Source organism: Vibrio syngnathi (assembly GCF_002119525.1).
Taxonomy (GTDB): domain Bacteria; phylum Pseudomonadota; class Gammaproteobacteria; order Enterobacterales; family Vibrionaceae; genus Vibrio; species Vibrio syngnathi.
In genome coordinates this window covers 1275933-1299201 of sequence record NZ_CP017916.1, presented here as the reverse complement: position 1 = coordinate 1299201, position 23269 = coordinate 1275933, and the positions used below count along the sequence as shown (strand labels likewise).

19 protein-coding genes and 1 pseudogene are annotated in these 23269 nt (G+C 43.7%); 8 read left to right on the top strand and 12 right to left on the bottom strand.

All coding sequences use genetic code 11. The features are described 5' to 3' along the window. Positions 1–2: 2 nt before the first annotated feature. The 9 genes from rpmI to K08M4_RS06075 form a co-directional block, all read right to left on the bottom strand. Positions 3–197: a 50S ribosomal protein L35 gene (gene rpmI, locus K08M4_RS06115; RefSeq protein WP_004733518.1), complete on the bottom strand. Its 195-nt coding sequence runs from the start codon at positions 195–197 to the stop codon at positions 3–5. 104 nt (positions 198–301) lie between these two features. Next, positions 302–853 carry a translation initiation factor IF-3 gene (gene infC, locus K08M4_RS06110; protein WP_076646145.1) on the bottom strand — a complete coding sequence of 184 codons (552 nt, stop codon included), beginning with the start codon at positions 851–853 and terminating at the stop codon, positions 302–304. A gap of 2 nt (positions 854–855) precedes the next feature. Then, positions 856–2784: a threonine--tRNA ligase gene (gene thrS / locus K08M4_RS06105; RefSeq protein WP_086049209.1), complete on the bottom strand. Its 1929-nt coding sequence runs from the start codon at positions 2782–2784 to the stop codon at positions 856–858. A gap of 243 nt (positions 2785–3027) precedes the next feature. Further along, complete coding sequence (locus tag K08M4_RS06100) at positions 3028–4260, bottom strand: DUF6035 family protein (RefSeq protein ID WP_086049208.1); 1233 nt, start codon at positions 4258–4260, stop codon at positions 3028–3030. 198 nt (positions 4261–4458) lie between these two features. Continuing rightward, positions 4459–4770 (bottom strand): hypothetical protein, encoded by a 312-nt coding sequence (locus tag K08M4_RS06095; protein ID WP_157665732.1) that lies wholly within the window; start codon positions 4768–4770, stop codon positions 4459–4461. Between the two features lie 89 nt (positions 4771–4859). Beyond that, positions 4860–5966 carry a helix-turn-helix domain-containing protein gene (locus K08M4_RS06090; RefSeq protein ID WP_155758979.1) on the bottom strand — a complete coding sequence of 369 codons (1107 nt, stop codon included), beginning with the start codon at positions 5964–5966 and terminating at the stop codon, positions 4860–4862. Between the two features lie 12 nt (positions 5967–5978). Then, positions 5979–6656, bottom strand: a complete 678-nt coding sequence (locus tag K08M4_RS06085) for a hypothetical protein (RefSeq protein WP_004733491.1) — start codon at positions 6654–6656, stop codon at positions 5979–5981. 233 nt (positions 6657–6889) lie between these two features. Continuing rightward, the gene (locus K08M4_RS06080; RefSeq protein WP_086049207.1) at positions 6890–7837 is read right to left on the bottom strand and encodes a hypothetical protein; all 948 of its coding nucleotides are present in this window, start codon (positions 7835–7837) and stop codon (positions 6890–6892) included. A 231-nt stretch (positions 7838–8068) separates the two neighbouring features. Further along, positions 8069–9349, bottom strand: a complete 1281-nt coding sequence (locus tag K08M4_RS06075; protein WP_232460225.1) for an HNH endonuclease — start codon at positions 9347–9349, stop codon at positions 8069–8071. 167 nt (positions 9350–9516) lie between these two features. Here K08M4_RS06075 and K08M4_RS06070 point away from each other — a divergent pair. Beyond that, a pseudogene (locus tag K08M4_RS06070) lies at positions 9517–9714 on the top strand (DUF3187 family protein); the annotation flags it as partial. 116 nt (positions 9715–9830) lie between these two features. On the opposite strand, the gene K08M4_RS06065 reads toward K08M4_RS06070, so the two are convergent. Further along, a complete protein-coding gene (locus K08M4_RS06065; RefSeq protein ID WP_086049206.1) occupies positions 9831–10574 on the bottom strand; it encodes a sporulation protein in 744 nt (247 codons plus the stop codon). Positions 10575–10755: 181 nt separating this feature from the next. Here K08M4_RS06065 and hutC point away from each other — a divergent pair, with 181 nt between their 5' ends. The 7 genes from hutC to K08M4_RS06030 all read left to right on the top strand — a co-directional run bounded on the left by hutC (position 10756) and on the right by K08M4_RS06030 (position 19257). Beyond that, positions 10756–11469 (top strand): histidine utilization transcriptional repressor HutC, encoded by a 714-nt coding sequence (hutC, locus tag K08M4_RS06060; protein WP_086049205.1) that lies wholly within the window; start codon positions 10756–10758, stop codon positions 11467–11469. A gap of 113 nt (positions 11470–11582) precedes the next feature. Continuing rightward, positions 11583–12833: an imidazolonepropionase gene (hutI, locus tag K08M4_RS06055; RefSeq protein WP_086049204.1), complete on the top strand. Its 1251-nt coding sequence runs from the start codon at positions 11583–11585 to the stop codon at positions 12831–12833. Beyond that, positions 12820–13884, top strand: a complete 1065-nt coding sequence (gene hutG / locus K08M4_RS06050; protein WP_086049203.1) for a formimidoylglutamase — start codon at positions 12820–12822, stop codon at positions 13882–13884. The genes hutI and hutG overlap by 14 nt, the downstream gene beginning before the upstream one ends. Before the next feature lie 96 nt (positions 13885–13980). Beyond that, on the top strand, positions 13981–15675 hold the full coding sequence (hutU, locus tag K08M4_RS06045; protein WP_009846491.1) for a urocanate hydratase: 1695 nt from the start codon (positions 13981–13983) through the stop codon (positions 15673–15675). A 14-nt stretch (positions 15676–15689) separates the two neighbouring features. Then, a complete protein-coding gene (hutH, locus tag K08M4_RS06040; RefSeq protein ID WP_086049202.1) occupies positions 15690–17222 on the top strand; it encodes a histidine ammonia-lyase in 1533 nt (510 codons plus the stop codon). Positions 17223–17345: 123 nt separating this feature from the next. Then, positions 17346–18365, top strand: a complete 1020-nt coding sequence (locus tag K08M4_RS06035; RefSeq protein ID WP_086049201.1) for a histidine ammonia-lyase — start codon at positions 17346–17348, stop codon at positions 18363–18365. 166 nt (positions 18366–18531) lie between these two features. Beyond that, the gene (locus tag K08M4_RS06030; protein ID WP_086049200.1) at positions 18532–19257 is read left to right on the top strand and encodes a DUF3581 domain-containing protein; all 726 of its coding nucleotides are present in this window, start codon (positions 18532–18534) and stop codon (positions 19255–19257) included. Positions 19258–19572: 315 nt separating this feature from the next. Here K08M4_RS06030 and K08M4_RS06025 read toward each other — a convergent pair whose 3' ends face one another. Both K08M4_RS06025 and ydiJ read right to left on the bottom strand, forming a co-directional pair. Continuing rightward, the gene (locus K08M4_RS06025) at positions 19573–20034 is read right to left on the bottom strand and encodes a methyltransferase family protein (RefSeq protein WP_086049199.1); all 462 of its coding nucleotides are present in this window, start codon (positions 20032–20034) and stop codon (positions 19573–19575) included. A gap of 66 nt (positions 20035–20100) precedes the next feature. Next, the gene (gene ydiJ, locus K08M4_RS06020; protein ID WP_086049198.1) at positions 20101–23136 is read right to left on the bottom strand and encodes a D-2-hydroxyglutarate dehydrogenase YdiJ; all 3036 of its coding nucleotides are present in this window, start codon (positions 23134–23136) and stop codon (positions 20101–20103) included. Between the last annotated feature and the right edge of the window lie 133 nt (positions 23137–23269).

The window sequence follows — 23269 nt, the reverse complement described above, 5'->3', positions numbered from 1 at the left end:
AATTAAGCGTATGGCATCATACGTAGAACTGCAGCCACTTCACATTTTGGAAGGATTGAGTTCGGACGAAGCTGACGCTTGTTCTTAGTAGTACGCTTAGTCAGGATGTGACGTTTACCAGCGTGCTTAAACTTAATACCACCAGCAGTTTTCTGGAAACGCTTAGCAGCACCTTTGTTGGTTTTCATCTTAGGCATGATGAATAACTCCGCATTGTTGAGTTGTTAATAACATAGTAATTAGGGCGAATAAAACCCTACAGCCTAGGGCTGCAAGGTTTAATTACTTGTAAAGCCGTTAATTACTTCTTTTTAGGGGCCAACACCATGATCATCTGGCGACCTTCAATTCTCGTTGGGAAAGATTCGACAACTGCAAATTCTTCAGTATCGATTTTCAAACGATTAAGAACGTCAACACCGATTTCTTGGTGAGCCATTTCGCGGCCACGGAAGCGAATTGTTACCTTCACTTTGTTGCCGTCTTCAAGGAAACCAGTCAGGTTGCGTAGTTTTACCTGATAGTCTCCAATATCAGTTCCAGGTCGGAATTTAATTTCCTTGATCTGAACCTGCTTTTGCTTTTTCTTCTGCTCTTTCGCAGCTTTGCTCTTCTCGAAGAGGAACTTACCGTAGTCCATCACACGACAAACTGGCGGCTCGGCGTTAGGGCTGATCTCTACGAGATCCATACCAGCTTCATTTGCAGCTTCCATCGCTTCCGCGATTGTTACTACACCAACAGCTTCGCCGTCTGCGCCAGTTAGACGCACTTCACGAACGCCACGAATGTCACCGTTTAAACGGTGCTGGTTTTGTTTGGCCGGTTGTTGGCCACGTCTTCCGCCTTTAATAGCTATTCCTCCAGATTGAGCTTACGGCTTGAAACCTCAGCTTGGATGTATGAAATAAAGTCATCCACTTTAAATTTGCCAAGGTCCTTACCTTTACGTGTACGTACTGCAATTTCGCCGGCTTCCATTTCTTGGTCACCACACACAAGCATGAACGGTACACGTTTCAAAGTATGTTCGCGGATTTTAAAGCCAATCTTCTCATTTCTCAAGTCTGCTTTGACTCTAAATCCACTTTTTTGCAGTTTTTTCGCAATTTCTTGTACATATTCAGACTGTTTGTCTGTAATGCCCATAACAATTGCTTGTTCTGGCGCCAACCACGTTGGGAAGAAGCCAGCGTATTCTTCAATAAGAATACCGATGAAGCGTTCTAGTGAACCTAAAATCGCGCGGTGGATCATAACTGGCGTGTGACGCTCGTTATCTTCACCTACGTAAGTTGCACCTAAACGTTCTGGTAATGCAAAATCGAGCTGCACTGTACCACATTGCCATGCGCGGTCCAAACAATCATGCAAAGTAAATTCAATCTTAGGTCCGTAGAACGCACCCTCGCCTTCTTGAATCTCGTATGCAATGTCCATTGCCTCTAGCGCTTGCTTAAGGTCAGCCTCTGCACGGTCCCACATTTCGTCTGAACCTACGCGTTGTTCTGGACGAGTAGATAGCTTAACAACAATGCTATCGAAGCCGAAAGTTGTGTAAGTATCGTAAACCATTTCAATACAAGCTTTAACTTCTTGCTGAACTTGGTCTTCAGTACAGAATACGTGAGCATCATCTTGAGTGAAGCCACGAACACGCATAATGCCGTGAAGTGCGCCAGACGGCTCGTTACGGTGACATGAGCCAAACTCAGCCATACGTAGCGGTAGATCACGGTAAGATTTCAAACCTTGGTTAAAGATTTGAACGTGACCAGGACAGTTCATTGGCTTAATCGCGTATTCACGGTTCTCTGAAGAAGTCGTAAACATCGCTTCAGCGTACTTATCCCAGTGACCAGAGCGTTCCCAAAGAACACGGTCCATCATTAATGGGCCTTTTACTTCTTGGTAATCGTACTCAGTCAGTTTCTGACGGATAAATACTTCTAGCTCACGGAAGATAGTCCAGCCGTTGTGGTGCCAGAACACCATACCTGGAGCTTCTTGCTGCATGTGGAATAGATCTAAGTGCTTACCGATTTTACGGTGATCACGCTTAGCCGCTTCTTCTAGGCGCACTAGGTGAGCCTTAAGTGCTTTCTTGTCGTGGAATGCAGTGCCGTAGATACGTTGAAGCATCTTGTTGTCACTGTTACCACGCCAGTAAGCACCCGCTACGTTAAGTAGTGTGAAGTGTTGGCAGAAGCCCATATGTGGAACGTGTGGACCACGACACATATCGATGTATTCTTCATGATGGTACAGGCCTGGACGATCGTCTTTAGAAACGTTCTCATCCAAGATTTCGATTTTGTAAGTCTCGCCGCGAGCTTCGAATGCGTCACGCGCTTCCTGCCAGCTAACTTTCTTCTTAACAACCTGATACTTGGTCTTCGCTAGCTCTTTCATACGCTTTTCAATCTTTTCTAGATCTTCTTGCGTTAGAGAGTGCTCAAGGTCGATATCGTAGTAGAAACCGTTATCGATGGTAGGACCGATCGCCATTTTCGCTTCTGGAAAAAGCTGCTTAATCGCGTGACCTAAAAGGTGAGCACAAGAGTGACGAACGATCTCAAGGCCATCAACTTCATCTTTAGCTGTGATGATTTCTAGGCTTGCATCGTTTTCGATAAGATCACAAGCATCAACACGCTCGCCGTCTACACGACCAGCAATGGTTGCTTTCGCAAGACCAGGACCGATTGATAGGGCAACATCTAGAGTTGATACAGGGTTGTCAAATTGACGCTGACTACCGTCAGGAAGAGTAATAATTGGCATTATTTGTCCTTTACAGTGGTGTTGCACACCAAGCAACACATGAAAATGTTTAATATATGTTTTTCAACCAACAAGTATGTTGATCGGAGATATATGCATAATAAAGATACCCACATAAAAGCAAATACAGATGCCTCATTTGTGAGTAGCCGAACATTGTAACGAAATTATATGAAATGACAATAATGCACTAGACATGAGGTCGAGGAAAACTGTCATCTCTAAATGACAGTTAGTTTATGATCATTGGTCAAACGCATATGTACAATTTTTGCAGAAAAGCGCACTTCCAATTTTTCTTGGGGTCTCTCTAACTCCGCAGTTAGAGCATAGACGCGTATCTCCAAATGATTTACTTACACCTGATGCTGAGGCGAAACTACTGCTAATAGAGGAACTTCTTCTATTAGCATACGTATTTCGAGTTGATTGTTTATCAAAAGCTGAAGTGTTAGATGTTCTGTTTGTATCGCGAAGACGCGAAAGTCTTAGCTCTTGTTCTTTTCTTTGCCTTTCTCTTTCATCTTCAATGATGAGACGGATCTTCTCTTGAACTTCTTCATCTTGGATTTTTTTCAATCTTGCCAGCTCGGCCCGATTCTTTTTTTCGTCAGTTATATTTTGTTTTACATTGGCGAGTATAGCTTCGGTATCCACTGCATATATTTTTTTACTTAAATGGTCAAAATTAAGCTCTGAGAAATCAGCTAAGATGGAGTCCCACTTATACCATATTGTCAAATCATCATTCTGGTGTGGTACTCGATAATGACAGGTTAAAAAAAGCCTCCCCTCTTGAAGAGACTTCTCTTTAGCTACGTCGTCAAATTCAAATGCATTAGCTCGATTCGCATAGCTAATATCTAAAGAGGTGAATTTTTCAGGGTCAAAATCAAGAAAAACCCACACTATATAAGTGTCATTTTCTCTATAGAAGTCTTCACGCTTAATAATCACATCTAAAAACGTGGTCGAGATTTGAAGCTCGAAGACGACATTTTGATTGCCAGCTTTGTACACTGCGCTAATATCAGGTCGACGCCACCGCTTAGCTACTCCAAAACTATGCTTTTCTCTATATGTGGGCTCAATGGCAACCTCATCTTCAAAAAAAGTGTCTTTTCGTATTATTCCCGCGATAAGGTTTTTATGTTCTCGATGAGCTCGACTCTCTTTTTTTCCATTAAATTGCATCGCCAATAGTTCATCAACAGTAAATTGAGATGTAACTTTTATTGGGCAATCTTCAGAGTTTTTGGGGTGAGCAAAATACTTTGTCCGATCAGTTGTTCCCCTCAATACTACTGGCTGGTAGCAGACATCACATAAAGCTATAGGGTTACTCTTCCGAGACTCTTCTATTCGTCGACGGAATTTAAAAAAATCATCGTCGTCACAATGGTCTAAATACTCATTTGCATCTAAATATTTATCATCTTCAGGCATAAAGACTGATTTCATATTGCGAACAGACATCGCAGCTCCTATAACCCCATAATTTTATATGCATTTATACACCCACTTGAGTGCAAGTGGTAGTCACAAATCATACGTATGGTAAATTATTAAACGCTTTTATTTTTCGATTCTTTGCCCACCTGAGCACCCACAAATATTATTAACTATAAAATATCCGCATAAATTTATTTGGACGTAAATAGGTACATAAATGTGTCATTTTTCAAGTGTAAAAAGACCATCATTTCTTTCGAGGATAAAGTACGCGCCGAATCGATAGCAGCCGAGTACGTAGTAGCCAGGTCGAATGTCTTCCCAAACCTCTACCCCTTCCTTCTCAACCGTGTAGGCTGTCAGGCTCACTAGTTTTACGAACTGATACTCTTCACTATCTTCAAACGGCAGAAAGCCGCCAAATGGCTTAAAGGCGTATTCTCCATCACGTAGCAATGCAGGGATCAAACCTCGATCATTTCTAGTGTAGACATGGTATTTGTAGTTTTGACGGTAGCGTATAGATTTCATCATTAACTGGCTATATATACAGTTAACATGATTTTAGTCTCTGTATATGCAAAGTTCCAGTTATAAAAAAGCCCCATTTAAAGGGGCTTAATCTATTTCACTAATCTTAGTGCTGGCTTATGGGAGGGTGTTTGCCTGTTAGCTGTATTAGTAAAGTCACTATGAACTACGCCAAAGCTAAACAATAGGCTCGTAACTTCATCTAAAGGCAGGTGTAACATCTTAGCTAGTGATGCAATAGACACACCTTCTGATTCTAGCGCTGCCAAAATCTTGCTAATGACGTGCGATTGTTCACGCGTGATCCCATCAATTTCTCGCGTTCTCAACCCCATTTTACTTGCAACTATGATTAAAGACTTATATTGCCATTCACTTAAAACACCAACAGAGCGCATCTGTACAATGAGCGCCATAGCGGAAACTTTCCAGTTATGTTTAAGCGTTAGAATGCTTTCGATAGAAATATTGTTTCCCTTATAGGGCAAAATAGTACTTCTTGGCATCAGAAAATTGGAAGCAAACTTATCTGCTTCTGCTTCGGCGTCTTTACCCTGTGCTGTTCCATGCTTATGTAAGATCAAATGACCAAGCTCGTGAGCGGCATCAAAGCGGCTGCGCTCGCCTGATTTTTTAGTATTCAGGAAAACATAGGCAACATTTCCTTTCCAAAATGAAAACGCATCTACGTCTTGGGTATTTTCTGCGAGTGAATACACTCGAACACCATGCTTTTCAAGTTGGTGAATCATATTGCTAATACTGTAATTTCCTAGCCCCCACTCTTGCCTCAATGCCTCTGCAGCAACTTCCGGCTCATAGCCGTTATAATCAGGCAATTCGGCATCTTTTAATGAGTATCTACTCTCAAAAAAGTCATTGATGATTACACCGATTTGCCCAGCCCCTATGGCCGCGTGCTCTTGAGCTGCTTTCATACTTTTTAACGAGCGGAAAGATACCGTATCTTTAGATACGTTTTCTATTGCATCTTCATCTAAAAGAAATTCTGGTGGGTAATTCAAAGCACGTGAAAAAGCCTCGACAGTCGCTTCTGGCGGCTCACTGTTACAATAATCTTTCTCGTACTCTGATACCATGCGAGGCGTCAAACCTACTTCACTAGCCAATGTTTTGAAAGTAAGTTGTCTCCTTGTTCTGGCTAACTTTAGCCTCGATGGATTAAATTTAACTGACATATTTTCTACTACTTACTTCTTAATAGGGTCGAAAAAATCTGCTTCATCATCAGTAAATGTAGGTGGGATTGGGTTTGAAATCTGTCCATCGAACGGAACGGCTTCAAACAAATGCCTATGAGACCAGCTTGAAATCTTCACTCTTCCTTTAGAGCCTGACAAAGCAGTTTCTGTAGGTAGAGCAAGCTCGAATCTCACCTCTAATTTACCTCTGTCTATGTGGTATAGAAATACCCATGTTTCATGGCCATCTGCCGTACTAGGTAATATATCAATAGTAGCAACATCTTCGAAAAGAGGATAGTTTGCTTCTACAAAACTTTGGGTCGCTTGCCCTTTTTGATTTCGTGTTCTTGGTTGTATGTCACCATCGATGCCAGTATTAGAATCACCGCTAGTGATAACGATAGTAAGTTGTTCAGATGAATTAACTAATAGAGGCATTCCGTCTTTATGTATGGCTTTCCAACCTTGGTTTTGATCAACTACCATTTGACGAAAAGAAGAAACGATCTCTTCCCAAGCTCTAGAACCAGCGGCGGTTATTGGATGAAATTTGTTCACGCTTTTATACTGATAGATCCCACTTTGTATCGCATCAATAAACACACGCTTATCGATATTAAGAACTGTCTCTTCTTGTAGGGAGCTTTCATCTGACTCCCAAGTTTTTACAACATTCGTATTCATTTATATTCCTTCTGGAGTAATTCGAGCTGCAACGCTTCATTTCCTATTTTAACCTACTTTAGTAGGAAGAAACAAGAAATGAAATTGAAAAGTTAAACTTTACATATTGGGAAATTTTGATAGCAAAGATTGCTGAGACGGCGAATTCTAGATTAGCGGAGTTGATGACAGTGAAAGGAAAGAGTTAGTGACTTAAAATAGTTAAAGGCGCCGATTGGTGCCTTTAACGTTATTTAGTTAGCTTGATGAGCAACGGTATAAACATCTTCAATTAGGTAGTTATACTTCTCTGGTATTAATGCTAATTCACCCCATCCAAGGTCCTCAAAACACAAGCCGATACCATTCTCAGTTGCTTTTCCATAGACCAAAGCGTAACGCCCTTCCGTCTCATCTCCGATTCCGTGCTCATGCTGAAGCCAGTGAGGAGTTTTAATGCAAAAGTCTTTCACTTCTGTAGACTTTTCAATAAAAGTCATACGAATATTGTTATCTCCTGGTGGATTCCCAAAATGATTAGAATTCTTAAGTTTGACTACATAAAGTTTAGGTTTTGTGTCTTCGTCTTTAACATTTCGAGCGTCATGAATAAGCGATGTCAGAGCAATTGCATGCTGATAGCCTGGGAAAAAATAATAGCGATAATAGTTTTTATCAAAGTTACGACATATGCCTCTTAAAGAAGTAACCTTACTTGGAACTTTAAATGACTCCCCATCATGAACCCCCAAAGGTACGTCAGCCTCCGGCCCTTCGACATCTTCAATTTGAGCGTCGTCAAATGGTTTAGGTTCTCCTGGTAGGCGTTGTTCTGGCTTGTCTTTCATAAAACCGCTAACTATTACTAGTTCCTCATTATCAATCGCTTGCTTTACTGATTCTGAGCTAGTGTACTTTTTACCTTCGGCTTTAGCAGAGCGCAAAGCGCAAAAGATTCCTTTGTACTTGGGCAGATGTCTAAAATGAGCTTCCATACTGGAAGTTGTATGTTCTCTGTCATGTGGCACTCTATTTAAATTCGTAAAGCACATAGGACAAAACAAGCTACCTTTCATACCCACCTCATACTCATCTGGCTTGATTCTTTTTGCACCTTTAAGTAATGAGGCTCGAATTCCTCCTTCAAAATTCCAACCATCTTTATGCAAAGCATGCGCTATACGTCGATGAAGCTCTTCCATCGTTAACTCCTTCTGTTTTAAAATAAAAATATGCAATCAATATTACACTCAACCAATTGCTTAATTTGTGATTTAAAATCAGATTTTGTCACTGCGTTACGCATCATGCTCAACCTTGGTTTTTCCAACCATATTGGAAAACCCTTAGGAGTGGTGGTGACCATATAACCCAAAAAATTTTTATTTCGCGCGGTGTGTCCGCGTTTGCAACCCTTAAGGCGTCAGAGGTACCTACAGACCAAAAGTATTTCGATGTATAGACAAGCAAGTTTTAGAAGGTCTGTCATTTACGTCTTCAGGTAATGACACCGCCTTCCCTTTCAAATCAGAATAGACACTACCTTTAAGCTCATCGGCAATCAGGACCGTGTATGTCTCTTCGTCAATAGCTAATAAGTCCAGATCCCATAAAGTATGTATATCAGCTCGTAATAGAATGCCATTGGTAACATGGTTTGAATCAGCGCCGTTATATGGCGTTATATGAGCGGCCTCCAGAACACCTTCAATGCTTGTTCCAGTAATGGCACAACGAGAGTTATAAGCTCTTAACAATGAACGTCTGAAAGCAGCCTGCCCGCGTCTTGCGACTATCTGTCGATAAGCTCGTTCACGGCCATCTTGTTCATCTCTCGGGTCATATTGGTTATTCGCACTTTGTGAATCAGAGATCTTATCAATAGCTAAATCTTGATGACGTTTATACGTGAGAGTGTTGATACTTTGAATGGTAAAAATTCCATCCTTCCAAGACGCAACTCGACCAATACCCACAATCTTATACGTTACAGGTTGCGGCTTTTTAGCTTCCTGAATGCAAACTACAACAGGGATATTATTCAGCTTGCAGTAATTTAGACCTTGATTGGTCGCATAATTATCGGCCTTAGAATTTGGTTCACCTTCTTGGTAATACTTATAGCTCCAATTCCCATCTTCATCATAAACGGGTAATTCATCTGCATATGGACTACTTAACGTTTGCTTTACTGACAATGCAAAAGGCATATCTTTGGGCTTATATATACCTTTCGCCGTTGAGCAAATCATGAAATCAGATTGATTTATATCTTTCCAAGGTACGATTTCACCCTGTTTCTGCATTGCCCATTGAAGACGTTTCGAGTGCCACTCTTCCAGGCTCTTAAAAAAGTAATTTTGATATATCAAATCTAGGTTAGAGAGGCGAACCTCAATTTTGGATGCATGCTTCTCGAAAATCAGTGCTTCTTTGTCAATTTCGAACTTCAGAGGAGATAACTCAGCAATAATCGAACTTAGGTCTATTTGATACCTAGACGGGTCTTTTTGCGTAACATTTGCGCTTATCAGCTTACCGTTGACTTCCAGCTCGACAACCTGTCTTTTCACTGTTGTATCAATGCCAAAAAACTCATGGAGCTCACTAGGAAGCCCACTGTTTTTTTCACTAACGAGGGTTTTATCTGCTCGTTTAGCAAACATAGATTCACGTAACGGATACCAACTTGTCCCAATAGTCTTACAGCCCATGCTATCTCTTTGATTTTAATATAATGAATTGCTATAAAAATACATGATATTCCTCTAGGTTCCTATAAGTTCTAACCAACATGTATCAAAACTCACAACTTAAGATATTGGAACTCAGTTCCTCCAAAATCTCTTATTATAATTTGGCCCTGAATGGGGGGATATCACACCACGAGTTGCACCTTGAGTATCGTTGGTATGAAGACGGTGACACTGAATTTTCAGAAGCCGCGAATGAAGTGATGTTTGGGTATCGCTATCTCATGCAACGCTCAGCGGTCGAGATATCCATAATCGAGAACATCTTCAACATGGACAACTCCACCGATGTCGCTTTTCAATTGGCCTATCGGCATCAGTGGTAAACACGTTTCAGGTCGAGAGAGTAGAAACAAAAAAGCCGAACTAAAAAGTTCGGCTTTAGAAATCTTACTGTCTTGTCTCTACTAATAGAAAGAGTAACTACTAACAGAGAGAGCAACTACGCACTCATGATTCTTGATACAGCGTTGCGGATGTCTGAGTCAGCAGCGTTAGCAGGCAAGCTGAATGAGATGTATTGGTCGCCACGGAAGCTCATTGAACGGTCGATTTCTGCTAAGCAGTGAACCATTGAGCCTTCAACGATGAATGACAGCTCGATCTCTTTATTATTCATAAAGCCACCACTGCGAAATTCAATCTCTTGGTAACAGCCCGAACGAGAAGCAAAGCTGTTGCCTTTTAAGAAGCCCTTCTCTACGTCTGCTTTCACCATTGCCATACCCGATGCTTCAACACCTTGGATAATTTTAGCGACCGTTGGCAATGGGTGTACGGAGATGAAGTCACGGTCTTTAGGGTCAATCGCGAAGCCTATATCTAGGTTGGTTTCTACCCACACGTGACACTGATTCATTTGCGCGTTCAACGCGGTGACTGGCGTTTCATCATTTAACTTAAGACGGAATGGAACCAGTTTGGTTTCACCCGGTTGGATAACGAAAGGCTCTACCGCTTGAATACGACCCAGTGAAAAGGTTTCGTAGCTGGTGCTGTCTTCCGTTTCAACTTTTACTTCTGTGTTGAGAACTAAGTTAATCAGGTCGATTTGTTGCTCAGCGTCACCACCAACAATGTGAACATTGCCAGACAACTCTCCACCTTGGAAAACTTCAACATTATCTAAGACGGTATCAACTTTTGCTGCACCGATGCCCAACGAGGCCTTTAATTTCTTAAACATATTATTTCCCTTTCTAATTATCTGATTTACGAATAGTTATTGCGTGACAATTTGCGACACTTGCCTCACAGAATCAAGCAATTTGCCCCATCTATGTTGAATAAGGTCACATTGCCCGAGGAAATGTTGAAATCGTGAATAAATCCGTTACTCTATTTGTATAATCAAATAAGGTTTCATTATGTCGAAAGCGCCGCTCTACCTTCAGATAAAACAGTTCATAGACGACAATATCACCAGTGGTCACTGGCCAGTGGGTTACCAGATAACCACAGAGCTAGAACTCACTGAGCAGTTCAAAGTGAGTCGAATGACAGTGAATAAAGCCATTCGAGATCTGGTGTCTGAAGGCAAACTCATCAGGAAGCCAAGGCTCGGCACTTTTGTTTGTGAACCAGACGAAAAAGCGCAATCTCCGCTGCTTGATATCAACAACATCGCGCAAGAGATCAAAGACCGTGGCCAAACGTATACTAGCCAAGTTATCAAACACGATAGCATCAAAGCTGATGAAAGCACGGCTACACGGTTAGGAGTGATGATCAATGCTGAAGTGTTCTATAGTGAAATCATACACTTTGCCGACAACGCACCGATACAACTGGAAGCGCGTTGGGTGAACTCTCAAGCCGCCCCAAAATACCTAGAGCAAGACTTTTCAACCTCGACACCCAATGAATACCTTTCAAAAAGCTGCCCGTTAAGTGCTATCGAGCACACGGTTGAAGCCATTATTCCTGACTCTCAAATCAGAACGTCACTAAAACTATCTGAATCAGAGCCTTGCCTACTTTTGAATAGAAGAACATGGAGTAAAGAGCGCCTAATCAGCTTTGCATTGCTCTACCATCCTGGTTCTAAGTACAAATTAAGCTCCAAGATACTTCTAGATTAAAGAACATCATCCTGATCGACGATCACATTTTTGCAACATCAACTTGATTCGGGTCAGCGTTTAGCCTATTTATTTGTATATACATTTAATGTTTAGCAAAGATCTAGGTGATTATGAATTTGATCCTCAAAAACGCACGAGTGGTCTCCATGAGTTCGGGAGCCGATGGTTATCAGCCCTCTTCCCCTCAAGATATCGTTATCGAAGACGGTAAGATCGTGTCCATCTCTTGTTCAAACCAAGGCGTACTTGCTTCTGAGGTAGAACAACCGAGCATTGATAGCTCTGCGGATTACATCACCTATGACTGCAAAAACAAGCTCGTCACTCCAGGGCTGATTGATTGCCACACTCACCTTATATTTGCGGGTAATCGTGCCAACGAGTTTGAGCAACGTTTGAATGGTGTGTCTTACACCGACATCGCCAAGCAAGGCGGTGGCATTCTAGCGACAGTAACCGCGACACGAGCAGCGCAAGAATCCGAACTGGTTGAAATGGCGCTACCGAGACTCGATGGCCTGCTAAGAAGTGGCGTAACCAGCATCGAAGTAAAATCGGGTTATGGTTTAACGCTTGATGACGAACTCAAGATGTTACGCGCAGCCAAAGCCTTAGAGAATCATCGCCGAATTAAGATCACCACCACTCTCCTTGCAGCGCATGCTGTGCCACCTGAATATAAAGAACAACCGGACAGCTATATCGATCTGGTTTGCCAAGAGATCATTCCTAAAGCTGCAGAGCAAGGCCTAGCCGATGCAGTTGACGTCTTCTGCGAATCTATCGGCTTCAACCTAGAACAAACCGAACGTGTATTTGCAGCAGCCAAAAAGCATGGGCTCGCGATTAAAGGTCACACAGAACAGCTTTCGAATATGGGTGGTAGTGCGCTTGCAGCTAAATACGGCGCACTCTCTGTTGACCATGTTGAGTACTTAGATGAAACCGGAGTCAAGGCACTGGCAGAATCAGGCACAGTTGCGACCTTGCTACCCGGCGCTTTCTATTTCTTGAAAGAGACTCAACAGCCGCCTGTTGCCCTACTTCGCGAGCACAACATTCCAATGGCGATCGCGACCGACTTAAACCCCGGCACGTCTCCCTTTGCTGATTTGACGCTGATGATGAACATGAGCTGCACCTTATTTGGCACGACGCCTGAAGAAGCACTGCGTGGTGTAACTTGTAACGCAGCCGCTGCCATTGGCGACTCACAAACCAAAGGCAAAGTCGAAGTGGGTTATGCCGCTGATTTGGCTATCTGGAATCTCGAGCACCCAGCAGATCTGAGCTATCAAGTTGGTGTTCCTCATCTGCATAAACGCATTGTTAATGGCGAGGTGTGTCATGACTCAATCTAATTCCAACGGCATTCAAAAGAACTCAGAAACCGTACATAACTTCGTGTGGACTGGGCGTAATGATCTTGAAGATGGCGCACTCGGCACACGCGTACATCACATTACCAAACAAGTGCAACATAGTGATTTAAGTGACGAGCTTAATGACCGCGGCATCGCCTTGGTTGGCTTTGCCAGTGATGCCGGTGTTGCAAGAAATAAAGGACGCGTGGGTGCGAAACAAGCGCCTAACCTGATACGCCAAGCTCTGGCGAATATGGCTTGGCACAGTGACGCACACATAGCGGATCTCGGTGATATCGAGTGCAATGATGGCCAACTTGAAGTCAGTCAAAAACAGTGTGCTTCGGTTATTGCCAATGCTTTATCAACCAACAAAGTGATTACCCTTGGCGGTGGTCACGAGGTTGCTTGGGCATCGTTCCAAGGCCTCGCTGAGCATTTACATCAAACGGAGCACCTACATAATGCGGAACGCCTTGATAAAGATCAGCCAGTACGCAAACCTAAGATTGGCATCGTTAACTTTGATGCTCATTTTGATCTTCGTGAATTTGAAAGCGACATCGCTGATGTTAAACCGAGCTCAGGCACACCTTTCAACCAAATAAGTAATTACAGCCAAACGTATCAATGGCCGTTTCATTACGCTTGTCTTGGCGTTAGCGCGGCTAGTAATACCAAAGCGCTGTTTAACAAAGCTGACCAACTAGGTGTTTGGTATGAACACGACCGCAACATGACCCAAGTAAACCAAGTCGCTCAACTGGTTAAGTTGCAAAAATTCATCGCTGAGTGTGATTATCTCTATCTCACTATCGACCTTGACGTATTCCCAGCAGCGGCAGCACCGGGCGTAAGTGCACCAGCGGCAAGAGGCGTGAGCTATGAAGCACTTGCTCCTTTTCTAGAACAGATTTTCCAACACAGAGAAAAACTCATTATCGCGGACATTGCGGAATACAACCCAGACTACGACATCGATGGCCAAACGGCTCGATTGGCGGCACGTTTGTGTTGGGATATAGCCAGTGCAATGGCCAGCGACTAATCCAGCTATACCGATAACTACAACTACAACTACAACTACAACTACAACTACAACTACAACTACAACGATATAACGTGAAACAGAAGGAATTCCAAAATGACGGAACACCACAACAGTGACCCTCGTCTCGACACGACTCGCGAAATTCGCGCACCTCATGGTACCACTTTGCGCGCTAAATCTTGGTTAACAGAAGCACCACTGCGTATGCTGATGAATAACCTAGACCCTGATGTGGCAGAACATCCACATGCACTGGTTGTGTATGGCGGTATCGGTCGCGCGGCGCGTGATTGGAAATGTTATGACAAGATTGTTGAAGTATTGGAGCGTTTAGAAGACGACCAAACGTTACTTGTTCAATCAGGTAAACCTGTGGGCGTGTTCCCGACTCATAAAAACGCGCCTCGCGTACTGATCGCGAACTCTAACCTTGTTCCACACTGGGCAAACTGGGAGCACTTCAACGAGCTCGATAAAGAAGGCTTGATGATGTACGGCCAAATGACAGCAGGTAGCTGGATTTACATTGGCTCTCAAGGCATCGTTCAAGGTACTTACGAAACCTTTGTTGCTATCGCGAAGAAGCACTTTCAAGGCGAAGCAAACGGTAAGTGGGTTCTAACGGGTGGTCTTGGCGGCATGGGCGGTGCTCAACCTCTTGCTGCAACAATGGCAGGTTTCTCGATGATTGCGGTTGAATGTGATGAATCACGAATCGATTACCGCTTGCGTACTGGTTATGTCGACAAAAAAGCCACCAGCATCGATGAAGCGATGGCTATGATTAAAGAATCAGACACGCCAATCTCTGTTGGCCTACTCGGTAACGCAGCAGACGTATTCCCAGAGCTTGTTGAACGCAATATCACGCCTGACGTAGTGACTGACCAAACCTCTGCCCACGATCCGCTGAACGGATACTTGCCGCAAGGTTGGACGATGGAGAAAGCAGCACAAGAACGAACCATTGATGAAGCTAAAGTAGTGAAAGCCGCTAAGCAGTCCATGGCCATTCAAGTACAAGCTATGCTAGATCTTCAGTACCGTGGCGCTGCGACCGTAGATTACGGCAACAACATTCGCCAAATGGCACTGGAAGAAGGTGTGGAAAACGCATTTGATTTCCCAGGCTTCGTTCCAGCCTATATACGACCTTTATTTTGTGAAGGCATCGGTCCGTTCCGTTGGGCTGCCCTTTCTGGCGACCCAGAAGACATCTACAAAACAGACCAAAAAGTAAAAGAACTGATTCCTGACAACCCACATCTACATAACTGGCTAGATATGGCGCGTGAACGCATTCAGTTCCAAGGCCTACCAGCTCGTATCTGTTGGGTTGGATTGAAAGATCGTGAACGTTTAGGACAAGCATTCAATGAAATGGTGAAAAATGGCGAACTGAAAGCACCCGTTGTTATCGGTCGTGACCACCTAGATTCGGGCTCAGTAGCAAGCCCGAACCGCGAAACAGAAGGCATGATGGATGGCTCTGATGCAGTTTCTGATTGGCCTCTTTTGAATGCCCTTCTGAACACAGCTGGTGGCGCAACATGGGTTTCTCTGCACCATGGCGGCGGCGTTGGCATGGGCTTCTCACAACACTCGGGTATGGTGATTTGTTGTGACGGTAGCGAAGATGCATCACAACGTATTGCTCGTGTACTTCACAATGATCCGGCTACTGGCGTTATGCGTCATGCTGATGCGGGTTACGATATTGCCAAGCAGTGTGCTAAAGAGCAGAAGCTTGATTTACCTATGCTAAACGAAGAACTTCGTCGCCTTTAATGTCTGGAGAAAACATGTTGAATTTATTACTTAAGCCAGGACTTCTAGGCCTGCCTGAACTGCGTAAGATTAGCCGTAGCCCTGTGAATTTATCTCTCGATCCTGCAGCGATTCCTGATATAGAAGCGAGCATGCACGTTGTCGAACAAGTGATTGCTGAAGATCGCACTGTGTATGGCATCAACACGGGTTTTGGCTTGTTAGCAAATACCAAAATCGCCCCTGAGGATTTAGAAGTACTACAGAAAAGTATCGTGCTTTCTCACGCGGCGGGCATTGGTAAATTCATGTCTGATGAAACTGTTCGCTTGATGATGGTGTTAAAGATTAACAGCTTGTCTCGCGGTTACTCGGGTATCCGCCTCAAAGTGATTAATGCCCTTATCGATCTTGTGAACGCACAGGTTTACCCATGTGTTCCACAAAAAGGATCTGTGGGTGCTTCCGGAGATCTTGCTCCCCTCGCCCACATGAGTACGGTACTGCTAGGTGAAGGCCAAGCACGCCACAACGGCAAGATCATCACTGGCTTAGAAGCAATGCAGATCGCAGGCTTGGAGCCTATAACGCTAGCACCTAAAGAAGGTCTGGCGCTGTTAAACGGCACACAAGCATCGACAGCATTTGCATTAGAAGGTCTATTCGCAGCTGAAGACCTATTCGCGTCTGCAACCGTGTGTGGTGCAATGTCTGTAGAAGCCGCGCTAGGTAGCCGTCGTCCGTTTGATCCTCGTATTCACCGCGTTCGTGGTCACCGTGGCCAAATGGATGCAGCACTTGCTTACCGTCATATGCTTGATCAAAAGAGTGAGATTGGTGAATCACACACTTGTTGTGAAAAGGTTCAAGACCCTTACTCACTGCGTTGTCAGCCTCAAGTGATGGGGGCGTGTTTACAGCAGATTCGTAATTCAGCAGAAACCTTAAACATTGAAGCAAATGCAGTATCCGACAACCCGCTAGTTTTCGCTGACGATGGCGACATCATTTCGGGCGGTAACTTCCACGCAGAGCCCGTCGCAATGGCAGCAGATAACCTTGCATTGGCCATTGCCGAGATCGGTAGCTTGTCAGAGCGAAGAATGGCACTGCTGATTGATAGCGCACTAAGCAAGCTTCCACCTTTCTTAGTCGATAACGGCGGCGTGAATTCAGGCTTTATGATTGCTCAAGTAACGTCTGCAGCACTCGCTAGTGAGAACAAAACATTGGCCCACCCGGCATCAATAGACAGCCTACCTACTTCTGCAAACCAAGAAGACCACGTATCAATGGCCACCTTTGCCGCTCGTAGGCTTAGATACATGGCTGAAAACACCCGTGGGATATTGGCAGTAGAATATTTAGCAGCAGCACAAGGGCTCGATTTCCGAGCGCCAAACCTGTCATCTCCTCGCGTTGAAGAAGCCAAGCAAATTTTGCGTGAGAAAGTGAGCTTCTACGACAAAGACAGATATTTTGCACCGGATATTGAACAAGCTAACCTGTTGCTCAAGTTATCCGTCCATAACCACTTAATGCCAGAAGGTACGCTGTCAAGTTTTTAATACTTTCCGTATACTGGGCTGTACTCTCGTTACAGCCCACTTATCCATAAAAATGAACACACTTATTGATAGGAATGATATTATCCGAAAAATTATCACTCACTGTCGGAAAGTTCATTACCAATGATAACAAAAAAATCCCCAATCCTGCTTACAACAGCCCTTATCAGCACTTTAGTTTTAGGAGGCTGTGGCTCAGACAGCAAAACAGCTCCTACTACACCTACTACACCTACGCTAACTAAAGTCGCAACCTATACAAGTATCGATAACTGTTCAACGGCTGCTGAAGTGCCAAACTGTGCTTTTGAAAAAGGTATTTACATTCTGCCGATTGGTCCAAACATTACTCAAGTTCAGCAAGATGCCGTAAAACTGCAAGTCGAAAATTTGCTTAAATGGGCTCATGATGATGTGAGAAAACAGTTTAGCCAGAAAAAAATACTCATTGGCATAACAGAAGGAGAACCAGATCCTTCTACAGCTCATGGTAAATTCGTGCTTGCACTTGCACAAAATATGTATGCGAGCACCCCTAACATCAATGGTTTAGAGCTTATTTATACTGACCTGTCAGGCGTAGATGAAACAAAAAGCACCACGACATATCAAAAACTACTGCAAGTTTTCGATTACTACGTTGATGGTGACAACAACACAGAGGTTGGCGCTGAGCTAACCCAAAGCTACGCAGGATTCAAAAACCTTATTAACAATAAGATAGGAACCGGCACACCAGCTTTAGGCTACCTAAAATACGATGAATGTAACTACGGCAACGGGCAGTTAGGTGCAGATCGTATTGATGGTACTCCAAGCAAATGTCTCTCAAGTAATGGTACAAGTATTAATGACGATGGTGATGACATTTCGAATGGCAAATTAGACTCAGTCCATACTGTCAAAAAGAACCTCAACCCAGGCGCATTTTTAGGATTGGTTTACGAATACAAAGTGAACCCTGCTAACGGTAAGTTCCCGAATGAGCTGAAAGACGCAAACCAGCCAAAAGGCTTTACTGCGGTCGGTAAAATCGCAAGTGGTGAAACAACAACCGCTAATTACCCATTTAACTATGCGAACCTTGCTTTTACACCAATGAGTGATTATTTAGATAAGTGGTTCTTCCCTAATAAAAAATAAGCTTATATAAATAAAGGTCTAGATTTTCTAGACCTTTATTATTTTTCTCACCAGCCCGCCTTCTCATCAATCTCCCTCCTTTTCGGCCCTCGTAAACTGGATAGACCATTAAAACCAAGTTAGTTAGCTATAATCCCCGCCAGATTTGATGACTAATAGCGATACTATGTTTCTGACACCTTACTTTTCTACTGAAGACAATCAATTTCAATTCACTCGTGAACAAGCTAGCCACTTTGCTAAAAAAGTAGCTGCTGACTTCAACCCAATTCACGATGAAGACAACAAGCGCTTCTGCGTGCCTGGCGATCTTTTGTTTGCAGTACTTCTGCAAAAAGAAGGCATCAGCCAAAAAATGCGTTTTGATTTTTCAGGTATGGTGGGTAACGGTATTGCGCTAAGCGTTGACAACAAGTGTGAGAAAGAAAGCTCACTGGTTGACGAGAAAGGCAAAGAGTACCTACACATGTCTTGTGAAGGTGAAAAGAGCCACGATCAAGCATTCATCGAACACGTAGTAACAAACTACGTTAAGTTCTCTGGTATGAACTTCCCACACATCATGGTTCCTCTAATGGAAGAACAGCAAATGATGATCAACTGCCAGCGTCCTCTTGTGATTTACGAGAGCATGGAAGTTGAATTTACTCGCCTAGACCTATCTCACCCAGAAGTTGAATTCTCTGGTGCGACTTTTAATGTTGAAGGCAAGCGTGGCATCGTGACACTGAACTTCGATTTCAAAGAAGACGGCGGCGTTGTCGGTAAAGGCGTGAAACGCATGGTAGCAAGTGGCCTTAAGCCATACGACCAAGCTTCTGTTGACGACCTAGTAAACCGCTTCAACGAACGTAAAGAGATGTTTCTAGCTCAGTTCGCAGCTGCCGCTTAATAAGCATCCTTATTTACATCACTTAGTGTAAATAGCTAAAACAAGATCAATAAAGCCCAGCTTGGTGTCACAAGCTGGGCTTTTTCATTTCGATTACTAATTATACTAAACCCTAAGTTCTAAGTTCTAAGTTCTAAGTTCTAAGCCATTAAGCCATTAAGCCATTAAGCCATTAAGCCATTAAGCCATTAAGCCATTAAGCCATTAAGCCATTAAGCCATTAAGCCATTAAGCCATTAAACCATTAAACCATTAAACCATTAAACCATTAAACCATTAAACCATTAAACCATTAAACCAGCACTCAAGTCAGAACTAAATCCAGCGCCTAACCTTTTGTTTATAATCAACATATTCCGCACCGAACAATTGCTCTAGAGCGCGTTCTTCTGGCTTAATTTGGAACTGATTCATGTACATTACGAATACAAAACTGAGTAAAACACTGAACAGGTTTTGGAAGAAATAGCCAAAACAAAACAGTAGGATAAATAGCCCTAGATACATTGGGTTTCGCGTGTAGCCAAAGATTCCACTGTCCACAACTGCAGAAGCGGTGTCGACTTTGATCGGGTTAACGGTGGTTTTCTGTTTGCGAAACTCCCATATGCCTGATATTCCAATAACACCACTCAAGACAATCCCGATACCGAGCACAACCATTCGATAAGGCAGTGCCAATGTTCCTTGGCTCAACTGCTGAGCGCAGAAGTATGATGCTACGAATACAATAATGAACAGTGCAACGGGTGGTACTTTTAATTCTAGAAATTTCATACTTTTCCTTATTAACATTCCTTTGTTAGTTTAGAAAAAAGCCCAGCAATTGCTGGGCTAAATGTATTAAAGAATTTTTGCTAGCGCTTGTAATGGGTGAGCAAGCTTCTCACCTTCAAAACGCTTCACTTGGCTACGGCAAGAATAACCCGTCACCAAACAACGATCTTTTGGTAAGTCCTGCATTTGAGGCTTCCAGCTTAAACCGTATATGTCTTTCGACATTTGTAGCTTATCCACTTCGTGGCCAAAAGTACCCGCCATACCACAACAGCCGACCGGAACGCTGGTTAACGCAGCACCAAAGTGCTTGAAGATAGTGCCCCACTCTTTTTCTGCGTTCGGCATTTTGGTTTTCTCAGTACAGTGAGCAAACAAGTACCACATCTCTTCACTTGCTGAGCGAGCTTCGAACTCACCTAACGATGGCATTAACCATTCATGAACGGTGAGCACATCAAAGTCGCCACGCTTGTCACCTAAGATCTCGACGTATTCATCGCGATAACAAAGTACCAGTGCAGGATCAACACCGACCAAAGGAATACCGATATCCGCCACCATCGACAAGAAATCCGAAGTAGATTTCGCCTCACGAGCAAAACGATTTAAGAAGCCCTTGATGTGCAGCGCTTTACCATTAGGCTTAAACGGCAGCAACACCGGAGTTTTACCAAGTTTTTGAGCCAGAGTGACGAAGTCTTCAATCACCTCAGCATCATAGAAGCTGGTAAACGGGTCTTGAACGATCAGCACATGCTGTTTCTTCTCTTCAGAAGATAAGCCTTCTAAGTACTGTAAGTCGAAGAGTTGCAGTTCTTTGCTCGCTAGACGATTTTTTAGCGTAGGCACCGACATCAGTGGTGCATCAACATATCCGACCGTCTTAGCCGTTGCGGCTTGTATCCACTTTTGACCCAATGCCGCGTTCACTACTTTTGGCGCTTTCGCCATTAGCGGCAGCATGGTTTCAATGTTGGCGACTAAATAGTCTTTTGCTGGGCGCTGGTAACGCGAGTAGTAGATATTTAAGAATCGAGAACGGAAACTCGGTACATCAACTTTAATAGGACATTGGCTCGCACACGCTTTACACGCCAAACAACCGTTCATCGCTTCATGAACTTCATGCGAGAAATCATACTCATGGCGTTTGTTCATCGTATTGCGAACACGCTCAATCATAGTCTTAACGGGTGTATTGTCTTTCAGCGCTTCTTGCTCTAAATCGAGAATATCAACACCTTGTTCCGTCAACTGACGTAACCACTCTCTTACCAAGCCTGCGCGGCCTTTTGGTGAATGACGACGGTCTGCTGTGACTTTCATCGATGGGCACATTGGCGAGCTAGTATCGTAGTTGAAGCACAAACCGTTACCGTTACATTCCATCGCTTGCTTGAAGCTATCACGGACTTGTACGTCGATCTGACGGTCGTAGAAACCACGCTTGGTATCGGTCACTTTCACCAACTCAGCATCGCTTTCTAACGGCGTACAGATTTTGCCAGGGTTCATCTTGTTGTGCGGGTCGAATGCCGCTTTTACACGTCTTAATTCGGTAAACAGCTCTTCACCAAAGAAGTCAGGACCATATTCAGAACGGAAGCCTTTACCGTGTTCACCCCACATCAAACCGCCGTATTTCGCCACCAGCTTAACCACTTCATCAGAGACTTCATGCATCAATGCTTCTTGCATCGGGTCACACAAATCTAAAGCTGGACGAACGTGCAGTACGCCCGCATCAACGTGGCCAAACATGCCGTAGTTCAACTCTTTTGAATCGAGCAGCACTCTAAATTCAGAGATGAAGTCCGCCAAGTTTTCCGGTGGTACACAGGTATCTTCAGCAAAAGCGACCGGTTTAGCTCGGCCTTTCGCCGCACCTAATAGACCCACCGCTTTTTTACGCATGTTGTAGATTCGGCCAATGCTCGCCAAATCACTGCACACTTGGAAGCCAATCACACCGGCTTCTTCAGTTTCTACCATGCTTTCAAGCTGTGCGGTCAGCGCTTGAACTTGTTGTTCAACTTCCGCTTCATCTTGGCCTGCAAACTCAACCATGTTGATGCCAAGCATCTCTTTATTTGGAACATCCATCAGCAAATCGCTCACGGTGTGCCAAACAATATCTTGTTTCGCTAGGTTCAATACTCTTGAATCAACAGTTTCAACAGACAGCGCTTTCGCTTCTACCATGAACGGCGCATTACGCAGTGCAGAATCGAACGTGTTGTATTTCACGTTAACCAGCGTTCGCGCTTTGGGAATCGGCGTTAGATTAAGTTTTGCTTCCGTGATGAAGGCTAATGAACCTTCCGCACCACATAGAACACGAGTCAGGTCAAAGCTGTCATCTTCTTCGTTGATCGCATTCTTCAGGTCGTAGCCCGTAAGGAAACGGTTTAACGGAGGGAATTTATTGAGGATTTGAGCGCGCTTATCTCGACAAACGGCCTCAGTTACTGCAAGGGCATGATGAGCAAATTCACCTTCAGCAGGTAAGCCGTGTGATAAATCGGATTCGAGACATGAACCATCTGCGAACACCGCTTGTAGCGACAACACATGGTCAGACGTTTTACCGTACTTCAATGACCCTTGACCCGAAGCATCGGTATTGATCATTCCACCTAAGGTTGCTCGGTTACTGGTAGAAAGGTCTGGAGAGAAAAAGTAACCATACGGACGCACAGCATCGTTCAATTGGTCTTTAACGATACCTGACTGAACTCTTACCCAGCCTTCTTGCTCGTTAATCTCAAGAACCTTGTTCATATAACGAGACAGGTCAACCACGACGCCTTTTGTTAAAGACTGTCCGTTAGTACCGGTACCACCGCCACGAGGGGAAAAGGTCACGCGTTCGTAAGCAGATTTTGCACCCACTTTACCGATCAACACAACGTCTTGAGTTGTTTTAGGGAGAATAACTGCCTGCGGCAATTGCTGATAGACACTGTTATCAGTCGCCACAGCCAAACGGCTAGAATATTGAGATTCAATGTCGCCAGTAAAGCCCGCTGTTTTTAATTCATCTAAAAAACGTACGACAACTGGATCGACATCAGCATTGAGTTGAAGTCTTGGTAACATTTGCTTCCTGCCCCTACTTCGCTGATCCTATCAGCATTGGGTTATCTGAGATTTTTAATATTTTTCTTTGAATTTCGTCACTTTACTACTATTAAGATCATATAAAAAGGTGATCAAATAAGAATCTCGGTGC